Genomic DNA, 14,580 nt, shown 5'->3' with positions numbered 1-14,580 from the left:
TCAGGGATGGGGTATCAGGGATGAGGAAAATTCTTCCCCAGTCCCGATGTCCCCAATTCCCAATCCATCTATTTTGGATTTTGGACTTGCGATTTTAGATTGAAGTTCAATCCAAAATCCAAAATCTAAAATCTAAAATTCCCTACTCCCTACTCCCTAATTACTGATGCAATTGCAGATTCTGGGGATCGTCAAACAAATGGATAGTATCAACAAAACGGGCTGTTTTGGACTGGTTGGAAATAACCAAACTTTGAGTCCTTGCACCACCCTTGAAGAAGCGGACACCTTCCATCAGAGTGCCGGGGGTAATACCGCAAGCAGCAAATAGAACAGTTTCGCCAGAGGCTAATTCGTCAGCATCATAAACCTTATCGGGGTCATTGATGCCCATTTCCTTCAACCGTGCCAGATTGCCTTCTCTGCTTTCGCCAATCAAGCCTGTTTGCACAACTTCTGGGTCATAGATCAACTGCCCTTGGAAATGTCCTCCCAAGCAGCGCATAGCCGCAGCCGAGATGACTCCTTCAGGTGCTGCACCGATACCCATCAAAGCATGGATATTAGTACCACCAAAGGCGCAGGAGATGGCAGCAGAAACGTCACCATCACTGATTAGTCGGACTCTCGCGCCGGCAGTGCGAATTTCCTTAATGAGTCCTTCGTGGCGGGGACGATCCATCACCACAACTACCAATTCTTCTACAGAACGGTTTAAGCACTCAGAGAGGATTTTCAGGTTTTCGGTAGCAGACTTGTTAATGTCTACCAAACCTTTGGCTGGGGCTGGTGCTGCCAGTTTCTTCATGTAGAAGTCAGGCGCAGCAAATAAACCACCTTTTTCGGAAATTGCCAAAACTGCCATTGAACCATTTTGACCGTAGGCAACCAAGTTTGTGCCTTCGCAAGGGTCAACAGCAATGTCAATTTCAATTAATTCATCAGGGTTACAGAAGTTTTTGGCATCTGGTTGGGTACAAATACCCACTTCTTCCCCAATGTAGAGCATCGGCGCTTCGTCGCGTTCGCCTTCACCAATCACAATGCGTCCGCGCATATAGATTTTGTTCATCCGCTCCCGCATGGCTTCCACTGCTACTTGGTCAGCAATGTTCTTTTCGCCTTTACCCATCCACTTTGAGGAAGCGATCGCAGCTTGCTCTACTACTTCAATAATCTCTAATCCAAGTGTATTTTCCACAGAGTCACCCTCTAAACTGCTTGACTTATGTCTTTTTATCTGGCTATTTCAGTCTTCAAGTCTACCAAAGGGCGTATACACCTGGGAAATACTATCTACTAACAGATGTGTTAAGATTTGCTGCTTAATGCCAATCACCGCCCCATAATGACAATTAAACTCATGTTTTTGCCCATAAATACAGTCATATTAAATCTAGTTTACTATTACTCCATTACTGTGATTGCCGCAATTGGCGGGTATAGGCATCGGCGATCATTTACCCTAGAGATAATTAACAAAACTCCATAAGAAAAAATATGCAGAATTTCCTCAACCCCCTTTTTGGTCGCCATCCAGAACAAGTCAAAGCCAATGTGGAAATCTACACCTGGCAAACCTGTCCTTATTGCATCCGTGCCAAGATGTTGCTGTGGTGGAAAGGTGTAAGATTCACAGAGTACAAAATCGATGGCGACGAAGCAGCCAGAGCCAAAATGGCCGAACGTGCCAATGGTCGCCGTTCAGTACCACAGATTTTCATCAATCATCAGCACATTGGTGGTTGTGATGACCTTTATCAGCTAGATACAAAAGCTCAACTCGACTCACTTCTAGCCCAACCCGCTATTTAACTTCAGTTAATAAATACAGCAGGTTGCAGGTTGCAGGTAAATGAAGTACAAATTTTTGTATTAAAACTCTTGTGGGGGAGGGCAAGGATTGCCCGCCCTAGTGTACTTCACCCAAATGAAATATGCTGTAAATATCTCCGAAAAAGAATCTAGGGACAATACTCTTCAACAAGCCTATGGCTACATGAATTGTCCCTACGAAATTTGGGGAAAAGCATATTTAAATTCACTCCATATCCAATAGCCCGTTTCTGAATAGCGATGGGAAAATGTTAATTGAATATCCAGAATATCTTATACATCGGCAATGGATGAGTCGCGCCCTAGACTTAGCACAAATCGCAGGCGATGCAGGTGAAGTCCCCGTTGGTGCTGTGATTATTGATGCGGGTGGAAATATGATTGCTGAAGGCGAAAACCGAAAAGAACGTGACCAAGATCCCACAGCTCACGCAGAAATCATCGCTCTGCGAGCTGCTGCTAACAGTTTACACAATTGGCGCTTAAATCAATGCACCCTGTACGTCACCCTAGAACCTTGTCCGATGTGTGCCGGTGCTATTGTCCAAGCACGTTTACAACAGCTTGTCTATGGAGTGGACGATACTAAAACTGGCGCAATTCGTACTGTTACTAATATCCCTGATGGTGCTGCTTCTAACCATCGTCTGCGAGTCATGGGAGGCGTTTTAGAGTCAACTTGTCGTCAACAATTACAAACCTGGTTTGCCAATCGTCGTCAGAGAAATAACGGACAGAGATAAAACTGTCCAGTCGCTTTAACACAATGCACAAAAGAAAAACTACGGTGTAACTAATCAAGGGTTCCTTGTATTTTAGGGCAACCAGCAGCTACCAACATGGAAATTTATACTTCCCACCAGACGAGCCAAGAAACACCAGCTAGTAACAAAGCAAATACTAAGGTAGCTCATACTACTTCACGGGTGTCTCCTTGGTTAAGTCCTTTATTGTATCTATTAGGGCAGCATCTTCTTTTACCGTTCTTTTTTCGACAAATTGAAATCACTGGACAAGAAAATATTCCCTTAACTGGCCCTGTGATTCTGGCTCCTACCCATCGGTCACGTTGGGATTCATTGCTTCTCCCCTATGCCACCGGTCGCTGTGTGACAGGGCGAGACCTGCGATTTATGGTAACTATCAATGAGTGTCAAGGACTGCAAGGCTGGTTAGTTAGAAGTATGGGAGGGTTTCCTGTAAATCCTCAACGTCCAGCCATTACTACTCTCCGTCATGCTGTGGAATTACTTCAACAAGGTGAAATATTAGTTATTTATCCAGAAGGTAATATTTATCGCGATGGCAAACTTCACCCGTTAAAACCAGGAATTGCTCGTTTGTCTTTGACTGCTGAATCTAGTCACCCAGGATTGGATGTCAAAATTCTCCCCGTTAGTATCAACTACAGCCAACCTTATCCTCAGTGGGGTACTAGTGTAAAAATCTCTATTGGAACCACATTAAATGTAGCAGATTACACTGGAGGTAAAGTCAAACAAAATGCCCAAAACCTGACATCAGATTTATCATTAGTTCTACAACAATTAAGCCCTCAAGAATCAGTAATCCCGGAAAATGTTAACAGTTAATAGTCAGTAAACAGACCAATGACCAATGACCAATGACCAATGAGAAGAGGCAGGGGAGCACCGGAGCACCGGAGCAGGGGGGAGAAGACGGTAACTTCCCAATGACTAATAACCAATGACCAATGACCAATGACCAATGACCAATGACCAATGAGAAGAGGCAGGGGAGCACCGGAGCACCGGAGCAGGGGGGAGAAGACGGTAACTTCCCAATGACTAATAACCAATGACCAATGACCAATGACCAATGACCAATGACCAATGACCAATGACCAATGACCAATAACCAATGACTAATAACCAATGACTAATAACCAATGACTAATGACCAATTATTGAGTTTTCCCACATCTTCTGGGGCGTAGTCGATTAACCATAACTGCCAACTTCCTTTAGCTGAAAGAGAAAGTAACTGTTTGAGCGACGGGCGCGATCGCATGGTATATGTTGTTTGTAAATTAGTGCGGCGGCCTAATGTGCGGTTTTGCAACAACACCCGTTGATTATTCGGAGCTATTAAATAAATTTCTACATCGCCTAAAAAATCATGGGTGATATTAACTGTTATTTGAATATCTTTAATGGTGCGGGATTCAACAATGGCGATCGCACTTTTGATTCCCTGTTGAGCATTATCTGGAATCCTCAACTCACGGGAATTCTCTCCCTTGACGTATTGACTCGCAGCTAACACAGAAGTGCGTAGTTTCTGGGCGGCTTGCACTGCCTTCGCTGCATTTACTTTGCCATAACCAAACCATTGAGAATGTCCGTTACTGTCATAAGTACCTTCTCGCATCCCCAACTGGGGGTCTGGGTCATAATCCACAATTTTATCAGCAGTTTCTTCCAAAATCAACTTTACCTGTTGAGCCGTTAAGTCAGGATTTGCTGACAAAACTAATGCCGCCACACCTGCGACGATAGGAGTAGCGCTAGAAGTACCACCGAAACTATTGGTAAAATCAGTAGGATCGAAACCTGCATCTCCTACTTGGTCAGTAGTCAAAATTCTTCGTCCCTGAAGAGAAGTAGCGATCGCCGGTTGTGTATTCAGAAAACCCCTACCCTCAAATGTCAATCCTGGAGGAGCATTATTACTAGGCGCACACAGAGCAACATTAGTACCCCAGTTACTGTAAGCAGCTTTCTTGTTCAAGCTAGTACAAGCAGCAACAGCAATCACATCTGGATGTAGTGGAAATCCACTTAACCAATCCGTATTTCCTTGTAACAGATTTTCTGGCCAATTCCGTTCATAGACAGTACCCTTAATCGGGCGGTTAGCATTTCCCGCAGCAAACAAAACCACGCAACCTTTACCATTGCGTCCTGTAGTCACAGCCCGACTAATAGCAGCCTTTTGGCGCAAAGACAAAGGAAAATAGACAGCAGAAGCTCCCCAGCTACAAGAAATTACACTAGCGCCCTGCTCCAGAGCATGGTTAAACATATCCTCAATGGATTGGTCATCCAAAAAACCAGTACTACGAATCGGCATCAATGCACAACCAGGAGCAACACCCACAATTCCCGTACCATTTTCTTCAGCAATAGCTAACCCTGCACAAGCAGTGCCATGACTGGTTTCTTTCTCACCAGGTATAGGTAAAAAGCCATTATTTCTTAAATCTCTAGGGGCGACAATTTTGCCACTACCTTGCAAATCTGGATGGTTCAAATCAAAAGAATCATCCACTACCGCCACAATTACAGAACGCACACCGCGAGTCATATCCCAAGCCTGTTCCACAGAAATATGAGAACCGGCTACCAACTGGTTACCACCATTGTGGTCAAGATACCATTGCTGAGGATACATTGTATCACGGGGTTTGTAATGCAATTCACTTTTAACCAAAATATTTGGTTCAGCAGCTAATACCTCTGAGAACCCTTGCAACTGATTCGTGATTTTCAGGGGATTTTCTGTGGCTTGTTTGCTCACGAGAAACACAAAAGTATGCGGAAGACCTGGGACGGTTTTTTGTTTAACCAAGCCAAATCTAGAAGCGATCGCCTCCATTCTGGCAAAATCTACCCAAGAAGCAAATTGAATAGTCACTTGGTCATTCAAGTAAACGAAAGTTCCAGGATGATCTTTAATTGTGTAAACATGACCAGCAAAAGCCACATTTTCAGCACCCCGTGCTTGGGACATCGCCGACTCTAACTGCTCAGGTACAACTGTAAAAACTTCTAAATCTGCTTGGGGAATACGACTTTGCCAAATGCCCCAAATAACCTCAGATAATTGTTGGGAAGTAAATTCGGTACTCGGACGGACGGTGAAACGGTCTAAAACCTGTTCTAAAATTAATTCTTCACCACCGCGTTGTAAAATCATTCCCAAACTGCTTGCTGGTACACCTGTCTTGGGAAAATCAGAGGAATTAGCTTGATTGTTCATAGAGGCGATTGTAGTTAGTTAGTATGCAGGAGCAATGGGAACTCTATTAAACCGATGTTCAGTCTAAATCACAGAAACCTAAGTATGTAACTTTGTTTTCTCAAAGACAAAAACAGAGTTAAGATACCCGAAGTTTCCACTCCTTTTCTATATAGTTGTCGCACTACTTGACCCCATGAACTCTGCCGCCGTTCCTCCTTTCATTAGCTTCACTGCGTTATCATTCATAGCAGTTCTCAGCCTGCTATCACCTGTCAATGCTCAAGTAAAAAATCTACCCAGCATTTATAGTCAAGTCCAAATCATTGACCCCAACGATCCCAATACTCTGCGTCCTACAGCCCAAAATAATAGCATTTTGAGTATGGCAGGAGGTCAACGGCTCATGGAAGAGGCAGATCAAGCCGTTTCTGCTCAAAACTATGCTTTAGCGGTTAAGAAGCTCCAAGATGCACGACAAGTTTATAATCAATTATCTAATTTCTATCAAGAATTAAACGCTAGCTTTACGGGAATTGATACACAAGTTTCCGATTCCCAGCGTCAAAAAGCCTTAGAAACCGCCCAAAAGCGCGACGAAGCCACCTATCAGTTAGCACTAGTACATCGGGCGCAAAATCAGCCAGAATTAGCCGTCCCGTTGTTAATTCAGATTATTAAGAGTCAAAACCCCACACGGGATTTAGGCAAAAAAGCCTATCAGCAGTTATTTGAATTGGGTTTTGTGGATACACCATTTCCCAGACAAGGTGGTAGTTCATCCCCAAAATGATCAATTCTGCACATCTGCCTGGAAAGCCCAAATGCTAAGATGGAATTAGCTACCCAAGGTTAGTTTTACCACCTTATGGGCAGGGCGTTGTTCATTGGGCGAGGCGATATCAGGTGGGCTACGCCTGCAATTGCTGTTTGAACGCAGAATCCCCCGTATTTATGCGGAGGAGTATGTCAATTCTCTACTTGCCCAAACCCGAAAGGGGAACGGCATTTAAAAGTGCCGAGTTGTGTTTCCTCCCACCGCTTAAAGCCGTGGGTTTCTATATTACGCGCAAGGTTTTTATGATTAATCCGCAGCAAGTTGAGGCAATGATTAAGGCGGAAATGCCAGATGCCCAAATTCAGGTGCAAGACTTGACTGGTGGCGGCGACCACTATCAAGTGACAGTAGTTTCATCGCAGTTTGCCGATAAGGGACTGGTACAACAACACCAGTTAGTTTATGGTGCTTTGCGGCAAGCTATGTCAACCGAAGCGATTCATGCCTTGGCTGTAAAAACATATACACCCGAAGCTTGGCAAGCAACAGCAGCTTCTTAAAAATCAATAAGTCTAAAGTTCAACTGATAAAACTAGGAAACAAAAAGTCCATGACTCCAGAAACCAAAGAAAAAATTGATAATTTGGTACAACAAAACAAAATTATGGTTTTCATGAAGGGAAACAAATTGATGCCTCAGTGCGGTTTCTCTAACAACGTTGTGCAGATTCTCAACACCTTGGCAGTTCCTTTTGAAACAGTTGACGTTCTCTCCGACGCGGAAATTCGTCAGGGGATTAAAGAATATTCCAACTGGCCGACAATTCCCCAAGTGTATATTGACGGTCAATTCGTTGGCGGTTCCGATATCCTGATTGAACTTTACCAAAAAGGTGAATTGCAGCAACTTGTAGAAGTGGCTCTGGCTTCCTAATCTCTGATTCATCGCGTCTGATTCATCGCCTCTGATGAAATTGAAAAATCCCCTCCTCCGAGTTGGCAAAACCAAAACCGGAGAGAGGGGATACTTTTATTTGATAAAATATCTCCAAAATTTCACGCCACTAAACCCTTGACCTAGCCAAAGAATATGCTATAATCATCAGCGTTAGTCAAATGGTTATTGTAAATAATTGACCAAAGTAAAAGACATTAATAGTAATCTAGTTGCGCCTCTGGTTGAGTCATCACAAAATTTGATGAATCGTACAGGTAGCGACCAGCTTCTTCTTCTAAGCGATGAATCAGTATAGGCTCAATAGCGTTACTTTGTCTGAGTGCGGCTAAATACCCATCCAAATACATCCGCATATCGTCCGTCCGATAACCGCGATTCCATAACTCGACGAAGGCGTCAGTAATTCGTTGGTAATAGCGGATGGTTTGTGTGTCTTGGAGCATAACTGCTATATTAATCTCTTTAGAATGAGAATTGTAAATGATTCACGCTCAAATGTGAAGTGTTACTTTCACCTTCTTCGCTTCAACTCAGGGGCAAAATATCTACCGTAGGCTAGATCCTCTTGCAGGTACAACGTAATCCTATCCTATTCTATAAAACTTGGAATAGCATAGTTTGGTAAGCTATTTTTATGATTCTTTGTCTAAACTTGGCCAATTTATCTTTGAAGAAAAAGGTCTGATATCCTTACAGTTAAGGAACTCCAAGGAGATAGGTCTACAGGTAGCTCTTGTTTCATTTGGGGTTCAATTTTAAATTTTTTTGCGCGCAGCGTCTATCAAATTTCATCCGACAGCAGAATAAAGCTAAAATATAGCTGAGTAAAGCTCACCCTGTAATGTTCCTTGGTCAGACGCACCCATCTGAGGGATGATGTTTTAGCAAAGGGAACTTTTGATAAGTCTAACAAAAATTTAAGAATAAATTAAAGAATACTACTAACTTAGCTTTGGGCAAGGCATCAGTTAGGACTGCTGATGCTTTTCATCTGAAAAAATGTCAAGCTAATAGCAATGGAAGTAACAAAGGCTACAAAACCTTCGGCATGGGCTTGTTACTTTGAAATTCATCGACGCTAAGGGGTCTTGCCGCTGTGGGTTCGGTTTGTATTGAAATCGTTGAGGGAAATCCCCATCTAAGGTCGTTGCTGGGATGGCACTTGCAACAGTTGGAATACCGTGTGCATCAAGCCGCCAGCATTTATCAAGCTAGGGAAGTGTTTTTAAGTCAGCAACCAACACTGGTAATTCTTGATGCTGATTTGCCTGATGGTGATGGGATTGAGTTTTGCCGTTGGTTGCATCGTCAGCAACAACCTTTAATTTTGATGTTATCGGCTCGTAGTAATGAAGCTGATATTGTCGCAGGTTTAAAGGCGGGGGCTGATGACTATTTAAGCAAACCGTTCGGAATGCAAGAGTTTCTCGCTAGGGTAGAAGCACTAATTCGCCGCCAGCGCACGCCTACTGCACCAGCTTATTTGGATTATGGCAGTTTGCAAATTGATTTAGTACAGCGCCGAGTTCGATTCCAAGGCGAGTTCATTGATTTAACGCCTCAAGAGTTTAGTTTACTCTATGTTTTGGCACAAGCTGGAGGAGCAGCTCTAAGTAGATCAGAATTACTGCGTCGTGCTTGGCCTGACGCGATTGATAATCCCCGGACTATTGATACTCATGTTTTATCGTTACGGAAAAAGGTTGAACTTGACCCCCGTCAACCGAGTTTGATTCAAACTATCCGGAATGTGGGATATAGATTTAACATGGAAAGTTTGAAACCTACTGTTCCGCAGTCACCAGCCAAGTTGACAAAAGAAAGAATCAGTCATCAGCGCTCTACAGTTAGTACTCAACGGTCTTAAAATGAGCAGAGTTAATTAACATTCAAAATGCCAAATTCACTTAGTTGATGATTCTGTTTGAATCTTAATTTTCAATTAGACTAAATCCATTCTTCGGCGGCTTGGGTTTGGGCTTGTATTAAGCGTTCTCGTAAGTTAATCCAATTAACTTGGGAGGCTGTTTGATTTGTGAATAACTGACCCTGCTGTAAATATAATAACCGGGTGCAGAATACCTGGGCTAAGTCAAGCTGGTTATTTATCATCAAAATTGTGGTTTGATGAGTTTGTGTTAGCTGGGTTAAGATTTGCATGACATTGGCAGCTGTACCAGCATCTAAGGCTGATGTTGGTTCATCTAATAATAAAACTTTTGGTTGGATAATTAAAGCACGAGCGATCGCTACTAATTGTCGTTGTCCCGCAGAAAGTTGTAATTCGGTTCTTCCCAACCATTCACCAGGAATGTGCAGTTTTTCTATCCAGTGGTCAATTCTTTGTTGAATTGTCTGTTGAGACACACCACGTAAAACTAAAGGATAAGCTAAAGCTTGCTGGACTGTCATCCCTAACAGTTTGGATTCTTGTAATACCAGTGTCATTTCCCGGCGTAGCTGTAGAGTCGGAATTTGGCTATAGTCCTGATTTTCTAGGTAAATTTTGCCTCTGGTGGGTTCACTGAGGCGGTTAATCAGGCGGAGTAAGGAGGTTTTACCAGCACCTGAAGGACCTACAATGACAATGCGATCGCCTGGAAATACCTCAAAGGAGATATCCTGTAATATGGGGTATCCCTGAAGCTGGGTTTTCAGCTTGGCGGATAAGTTAACTTGTTCTAGCCTGAGTTGGGCTGTTTTAGTGTGATTCTCCAATTCTTATCTGGGAGTAGGGAGTGGGGAATGGGGGAAGAGGCAGGGGAGCAGGGGGCAGGGCGCAGGGGGGAGAAGACGGTAACTTCCCAATGACCAATGACTAATGACTAATGACTAATGACTAATGCTGTGGTGATAGTCCAAGCATCTATTAATAACAGCAGCAGGGTAAATCCTAACAAAATTAAGTACATCCACGGTTGTGCTAATGGACGTACATCTGTTGTATTTATGCCTGTTTTGGTTTCGACTATTTTCACTAACCGGGAAAAGCCGGCTACACGCATTGGTAATAAATACGCTTTACCATCCTGACTGAGAAAATAATACACGAGTCCGCCTTGACCAGTGGAACGCGGTTTTAATTCTTTAACATCTAACCAAGGTAATGTCCAACCTTTGCGAAAAAAGCCGGGAACCCAGGTGGGGTAAGTTACTTGAATTCCTTGGTCATCTACAATTACTCGCTCAGTTAAGACTGCATATAAGCCGATAAAGCCTATACTAATTCCTATCCACAAGAATTTCGGCGGTACTGGTGCGTCTGTTGCTTGGGCTAAAAATGGTAATGGGACTGTGAGTGCTATATATAGACTCAGTAGTGTGATCCGAATTAACGGAGACAGACGAAAAACCGATGTGGGAATGTTGGTTGGTGTTGCTGTCACGGCTGTATTATCCAATGAAGAGAAACGAACCACACAGACGCAGAGGACGCAGAGAAATGAGGAACAGAGGGGTTTTATGGCGTTTTTAGTATGAAATGCCAAAATAACCTTTCTTCTTGATACCTTTGCGCCTACCCTTCGGGAACGGCTTCGCCGAATGCGCCTTTGCGTGTTAGCGTAGCGGGGCGTAGCCCAACAAATCTATATCTTAATTCAGCAACGCCTAGAAGCGCCTTAAGCAAAGCTGGAGTCGAGGTTTGGGGGAATATCTTGAATGCGTCCGGGACCGATGGCGCGGAGTGCTTCTTTGAGAGAAATATCGCCAGTGTATAAGGCTTTTCCGACTATTACACCTTTTACTCCTTGCATTTCTAAGCCTAATAAACTCAATAAATCGGTGACAGAACTGACTCCCCCAGAAGCTATTATGGGGATGGATATTGCACTCGCAAGTTCTCTTAAGGCTTCTAAGTTGGGACCGATGAGTGTACCATCACGGTGAATATCTGTGTAGATGATGGCTGCTGCACCTAATTCTTGCATTTGTACGGCTAGTTGGGTGGCTAAAACTTCGGAGGTTTCTAACCAACCACGAGTTGCGACTAATCCGTTACGCGCGTCTATCCCTATGATAATCTTTTCGGGAAATTCTTGACAGAGTTCTTGGACTAATTGGGGTTGTTCTACGGCTATAGTCCCCAGAATTGCCCACTGTACTCCTATATTAAATACTTGTTCTACGCTGGTGCGATCGCGCAACCCGCCACCAATTTCAATGGGTATGGATATCGCTTGAGCGATCGCTTCAATTGCTTTTAAGTTTACTACTTTACCTGCTTTTGCACCATCTAGATCAACTAAATGTAATCTAGTAGCACCTTGATCAACCCACTGTTTGGCAATTTCTACTGGGTTTTCACTAAAAACTTGCGCTCGCTCGTAATCTCCCTGATATAGTCTGACACAGCGACCTTCTAATAAATCAATAGCTGGAATCACATCCATTTATTTATTCCTAATACTACAAAACCCCAAAAAAATCAACCAAAAAAATTAAAAATCTCAATTTATCCGCGTTTATCGGCGTACATCGGCGTTTAAAACTCTTACCCAGAAACATAGAAACTTAATTTTTCATTTTTAATTCTCTAATGGCTTGGGCGAAACCCACTACTAGGACAATGTTAGCAAGGGTTAAAAACACTTCTGCACCCCCGTGTAGCCAATCTATGTCAGCTAACGCAGCACCATAATGTAATTGAGCGTAAATTGCCGCCGGGATGGTAATGGCAACAAATACCAGCGTGCCGTAAAATCCATATAGGGCTAAACGTGGCATTTGCGGACTACGGCTAATAAACCACAAGAAACCCAAGTAGGGAAATAAGGAAAGGGCAAATAGGGTTTCTTTAGATATCATGATTTTGATTCCATAGGTTGGGCTGTAACGGTATTGGTTGTGGTATCCTCTGGTTTAGTCGAACGCCAAATCAATACCGCAGCCGCCCAAAGTGTAAAATTACCAATTAATGTCATCGCAGCTTGGAGTGTTACCAGCCATTCTAGAGATGCAGCATTGTCGAAATAATGCCAGGTACAGGCACACATGGCACTGACTAAAGCTGGTAACATGGCTAGAGATAATCCCCACCATGTGCGATTACCAGTGAGTTCGCCGTAAGTCCAGATTATCCAAATGGCGACAATCCACTCAATAACGCTAGAAACGTGAATAATCCAGGTGGGAATGGAAAGGGCGTGCATAAGTAATACAAAGTTATAAATTTAAAATGGCAAAGATGCGGGCGTTATTGTCTGGGTATTACGGTAAAGGTAATGGTGGTGACGAGGCTTTATTGGCGACGCTTTTGCAAATGTTACCACCTGATGTGACTCCTGTGGTGCTTTCGGGCAATCCAGAACAAACGCGCGATCGCTATGGGGTGGAATCTCACAACCGCATGAAGATTTTACCTGTACTCCAAGCTCTGCGTTCTTGCGATGCTTTCATTTGGGGCGGAGGAAGTTTAATTCAAGATGTCACCAGTACCATTAGTCCATTTTATTATGGGGGGCTGATGATATTGGCTCAGAAAATGGGTTTGAAAACTGTAGCTTGGGCGCAAGGTATCGGTCCCTTAGTTCGTCCCCAAACTCGCAAGTTGGCACAACACTCCTTCGGATATTGTAGCAGAGTTAGTGTGCGCGATCGCTCTAGCGCTGCTTTATTAAATGATTGGCAAATTCCTTGTTTGCTTGCGCCTGACCCAGTTTGGGCGTTAGAAAGCAAGCCAGTACCAGGACTTTGGGATTTACCAGCGCCGAGAGTTGCTGTGACTCTGAGGAATCATCCCCAATTGACTCCCCAACGTTTAGCAAACTTGACTCGCGCCTTAGTAGACTTTCAGAAAGCTACCCAAGCCTTTATTTTGCTGTTACCATTTCAAAAGAGTGAAGATTTAGCGATCGCCCAAGCAATTCAACCCCAATTAAAAGATGTCAGCAAAATTCTGCTTTTAGAAGACCCGCAATTATTAAAAGGTGTCTATAAAGGTGTAGAAATGGCAATTGGGATGCGTTTGCACAGCTTAATTATGGCTGCTGCTGAAGGTTGTCGCTGTTTCGCCCTCAGTTATGACCCTAAAGTAAATCGGCTCATGGAAGATTTACAAATGCCAGGATGGGATTTAGCCAGTTTACCAGATGACCCTAATATAATTAGTAGAACTTGGATAGAACATTATGCCAATGGTGATCCGCTATCATCTGACCAAATTCAATCGTTAGTAGATCGCGCTTTAATGCACAAAGATATTTTATAACGGTATGCACTCGAATGAAATCTATCATAGCCCCCTCCTCGCTTGCCTACCGTGTACACACAAGTCGGGAAATCCCACCTAAAGCTTGGTTTCGTCGTCTGTCGTTCTAGCCTGTCATTGCGAGGAGGAACGACGAAGCAATCACAACGACCAGGGGACAATGCGATTACTTCGTTCCGCTATCGCTGCACTCGTAATGACAGTTTAAAGGGTTTAGAAAGCTTGAAACCTTTGCGGACTTTACTTGTGTGTACACAGTGGTTCCTCGCTTGCGGGTTGGGGGTGGGGTCTTTGTATCTCACTTAACTGATAACCGCTCTATTCAACTATTCAAAAAATATCTTTCCGCTTTTGTAAACTAAATGCAACTGTTAAATAAACGACTGTATGCAAGCACAACATACCCCAATTTAAACCCAGATTTGACCATGTTGGCTCATAAACAGATGTGACTTCAAATGGTTGCGGAACTATACTACCGTTAGCTAGTTGCATTGGTTCAGGAACTAGCCCATTCAGATTAACTAAAGTCCCATAAGCACCAACTGACCAACGACTTAGCATTAACCAAGAAACGACACTTACCGCATTTTCTATTTTAAATAAAACACCAGAAAAAATAATTTGTGGGAGTAAAAGCAGGGGTAAAGCACTATTAGCTTGACTAATATTCTTAACAAATGTTGAAACTAATAAACCTAGACTCATACTTGTTAAAAGTGTGAGAAAATTAGTAATTAACAAACCCAATTGCCAAGGAATCAATTCTGGTTGTGGTGATTTAAAACAAATTAAAATAACCATAACTATTAATACAGC

Annotated in this window: 17 protein-coding genes; 8 read left to right on the top strand and 9 right to left on the bottom strand. The window is 43.2% G+C overall.

Annotated elements, in window-relative coordinates:
• Nucleotides 1–160: 160 nt before the first annotated feature.
• Nucleotides 161–1,201, bottom strand: a complete 1,041-nt coding sequence (glpX, locus tag NSP_RS08130; protein ID WP_006194727.1) for a class II fructose-bisphosphatase — start codon at nucleotides 1,199–1,201, stop codon at nucleotides 161–163.
• Nucleotides 1,202–1,500: 299 nt separating this feature from the next.
• Between glpX and grxC the strand changes: the two genes are divergently transcribed.
• From grxC to NSP_RS08115, 3 genes are all read left to right on the top strand, one after another.
• Nucleotides 1,501–1,815 carry a glutaredoxin 3 gene (gene grxC / locus NSP_RS08125; protein WP_006194728.1) on the top strand — a complete coding sequence of 105 codons (315 nt, stop codon included), beginning with the start codon at nucleotides 1,501–1,503 and terminating at the stop codon, nucleotides 1,813–1,815.
• A gap of 269 nt (nucleotides 1,816–2,084) precedes the next feature.
• Nucleotides 2,085–2,579 (top strand): tRNA adenosine(34) deaminase TadA, encoded by a 495-nt coding sequence (gene tadA, locus NSP_RS08120; RefSeq protein WP_017803972.1) that lies wholly within the window; start codon nucleotides 2,085–2,087, stop codon nucleotides 2,577–2,579.
• Between the two features lie 96 nt (nucleotides 2,580–2,675).
• Nucleotides 2,676–3,428, top strand: coding sequence for a lysophospholipid acyltransferase family protein (locus NSP_RS08115; RefSeq protein WP_006194731.1), 753 nt, complete (start codon nucleotides 2,676–2,678; stop codon nucleotides 3,426–3,428).
• A gap of 307 nt (nucleotides 3,429–3,735) precedes the next feature.
• Here the strand turns inward: NSP_RS08115 and NSP_RS08110 are convergent, their stop codons facing one another.
• Nucleotides 3,736–5,838 carry a S8 family serine peptidase gene (locus NSP_RS08110; protein ID WP_006194732.1) on the bottom strand — a complete coding sequence of 701 codons (2,103 nt, stop codon included), beginning with the start codon at nucleotides 5,836–5,838 and terminating at the stop codon, nucleotides 3,736–3,738.
• 175 nt (nucleotides 5,839–6,013) lie between these two features.
• Here NSP_RS08110 and NSP_RS08105 point away from each other — a divergent pair, with 175 nt between their 5' ends.
• From NSP_RS08105 to grxD, 3 genes are all read left to right on the top strand, one after another.
• Nucleotides 6,014–6,610 (top strand): hypothetical protein, encoded by a 597-nt coding sequence (locus NSP_RS08105; protein ID WP_006194733.1) that lies wholly within the window; start codon nucleotides 6,014–6,016, stop codon nucleotides 6,608–6,610.
• Nucleotides 6,611–6,897: 287 nt separating this feature from the next.
• On the top strand, nucleotides 6,898–7,155 hold the full coding sequence (locus NSP_RS08100; RefSeq protein WP_042201703.1) for a BolA family protein: 258 nt from the start codon (nucleotides 6,898–6,900) through the stop codon (nucleotides 7,153–7,155).
• Between the two features lie 50 nt (nucleotides 7,156–7,205).
• A complete protein-coding gene (gene grxD, locus NSP_RS08095; protein ID WP_006194735.1) occupies nucleotides 7,206–7,529 on the top strand; it encodes a Grx4 family monothiol glutaredoxin in 324 nt (107 codons plus the stop codon).
• A gap of 218 nt (nucleotides 7,530–7,747) precedes the next feature.
• Here the strand turns inward: grxD and NSP_RS08090 are convergent, their stop codons facing one another.
• Nucleotides 7,748–7,996: a DUF6761 family protein gene (locus NSP_RS08090; protein ID WP_006194736.1), complete on the bottom strand. Its 249-nt coding sequence runs from the start codon at nucleotides 7,994–7,996 to the stop codon at nucleotides 7,748–7,750.
• A 653-nt stretch (nucleotides 7,997–8,649) separates the two neighbouring features.
• Between NSP_RS08090 and NSP_RS08085 the strand changes: the two genes are divergently transcribed.
• The gene (locus tag NSP_RS08085) at nucleotides 8,650–9,420 is read left to right on the top strand and encodes a response regulator transcription factor (RefSeq protein WP_042201686.1); all 771 of its coding nucleotides are present in this window, start codon (nucleotides 8,650–8,652) and stop codon (nucleotides 9,418–9,420) included.
• A gap of 80 nt (nucleotides 9,421–9,500) precedes the next feature.
• On the opposite strand, the gene NSP_RS08080 is transcribed toward NSP_RS08085, so the two are convergent.
• The 5 genes from NSP_RS08080 to NSP_RS08060 form a co-directional block, all read right to left on the bottom strand.
• Nucleotides 9,501–10,271, bottom strand: coding sequence for an ABC transporter ATP-binding protein (locus tag NSP_RS08080; protein WP_006194738.1), 771 nt, complete (start codon nucleotides 10,269–10,271; stop codon nucleotides 9,501–9,503).
• Between the two features lie 107 nt (nucleotides 10,272–10,378).
• On the bottom strand, nucleotides 10,379–10,939 hold the full coding sequence (locus tag NSP_RS08075) for a hypothetical protein (RefSeq protein ID WP_006194740.1): 561 nt from the start codon (nucleotides 10,937–10,939) through the stop codon (nucleotides 10,379–10,381).
• Between the two features lie 234 nt (nucleotides 10,940–11,173).
• A complete protein-coding gene (hisA, locus tag NSP_RS08070; RefSeq protein ID WP_006194741.1) occupies nucleotides 11,174–11,944 on the bottom strand; it encodes a 1-(5-phosphoribosyl)-5-[(5-phosphoribosylamino)methylideneamino]imidazole-4-carboxamide isomerase in 771 nt (256 codons plus the stop codon).
• 121 nt (nucleotides 11,945–12,065) lie between these two features.
• Entirely contained in the window at nucleotides 12,066–12,359 is a 294-nt protein-coding gene (locus NSP_RS08065) for a DUF3593 domain-containing protein (protein WP_006194743.1), read from the bottom strand.
• Entirely contained in the window at nucleotides 12,356–12,703 is a 348-nt protein-coding gene (locus NSP_RS08060; protein ID WP_006194744.1) for a DUF2499 domain-containing protein, read from the bottom strand. The genes NSP_RS08065 and NSP_RS08060 overlap by 4 nt, the downstream gene beginning before the upstream one ends.
• Before the next feature lie 35 nt (nucleotides 12,704–12,738).
• Between NSP_RS08060 and csaB the strand changes: the two genes are divergently transcribed.
• A complete protein-coding gene (gene csaB, locus NSP_RS08055; protein WP_006194745.1) occupies nucleotides 12,739–13,761 on the top strand; it encodes a polysaccharide pyruvyl transferase CsaB in 1,023 nt (340 codons plus the stop codon).
• A gap of 330 nt (nucleotides 13,762–14,091) precedes the next feature.
• Here csaB and NSP_RS08050 read toward each other — a convergent pair whose 3' ends face one another.
• Complete coding sequence (locus tag NSP_RS08050; protein WP_017803969.1) at nucleotides 14,092–14,565, bottom strand: ABC transporter permease; 474 nt, start codon at nucleotides 14,563–14,565, stop codon at nucleotides 14,092–14,094.
• Nucleotides 14,566–14,580 lie beyond the last annotated feature (15 nt).

This window comes from Nodularia spumigena CCY9414, from assembly GCF_000340565.2.
Lineage (GTDB): Bacteria > Cyanobacteriota > Cyanobacteriia > Cyanobacteriales > Nostocaceae > Nodularia > Nodularia spumigena.
The sequence above is the reverse complement of the archived record's forward strand: the minus strand, read 5'-3'. Positions and strand labels throughout refer to the sequence as shown.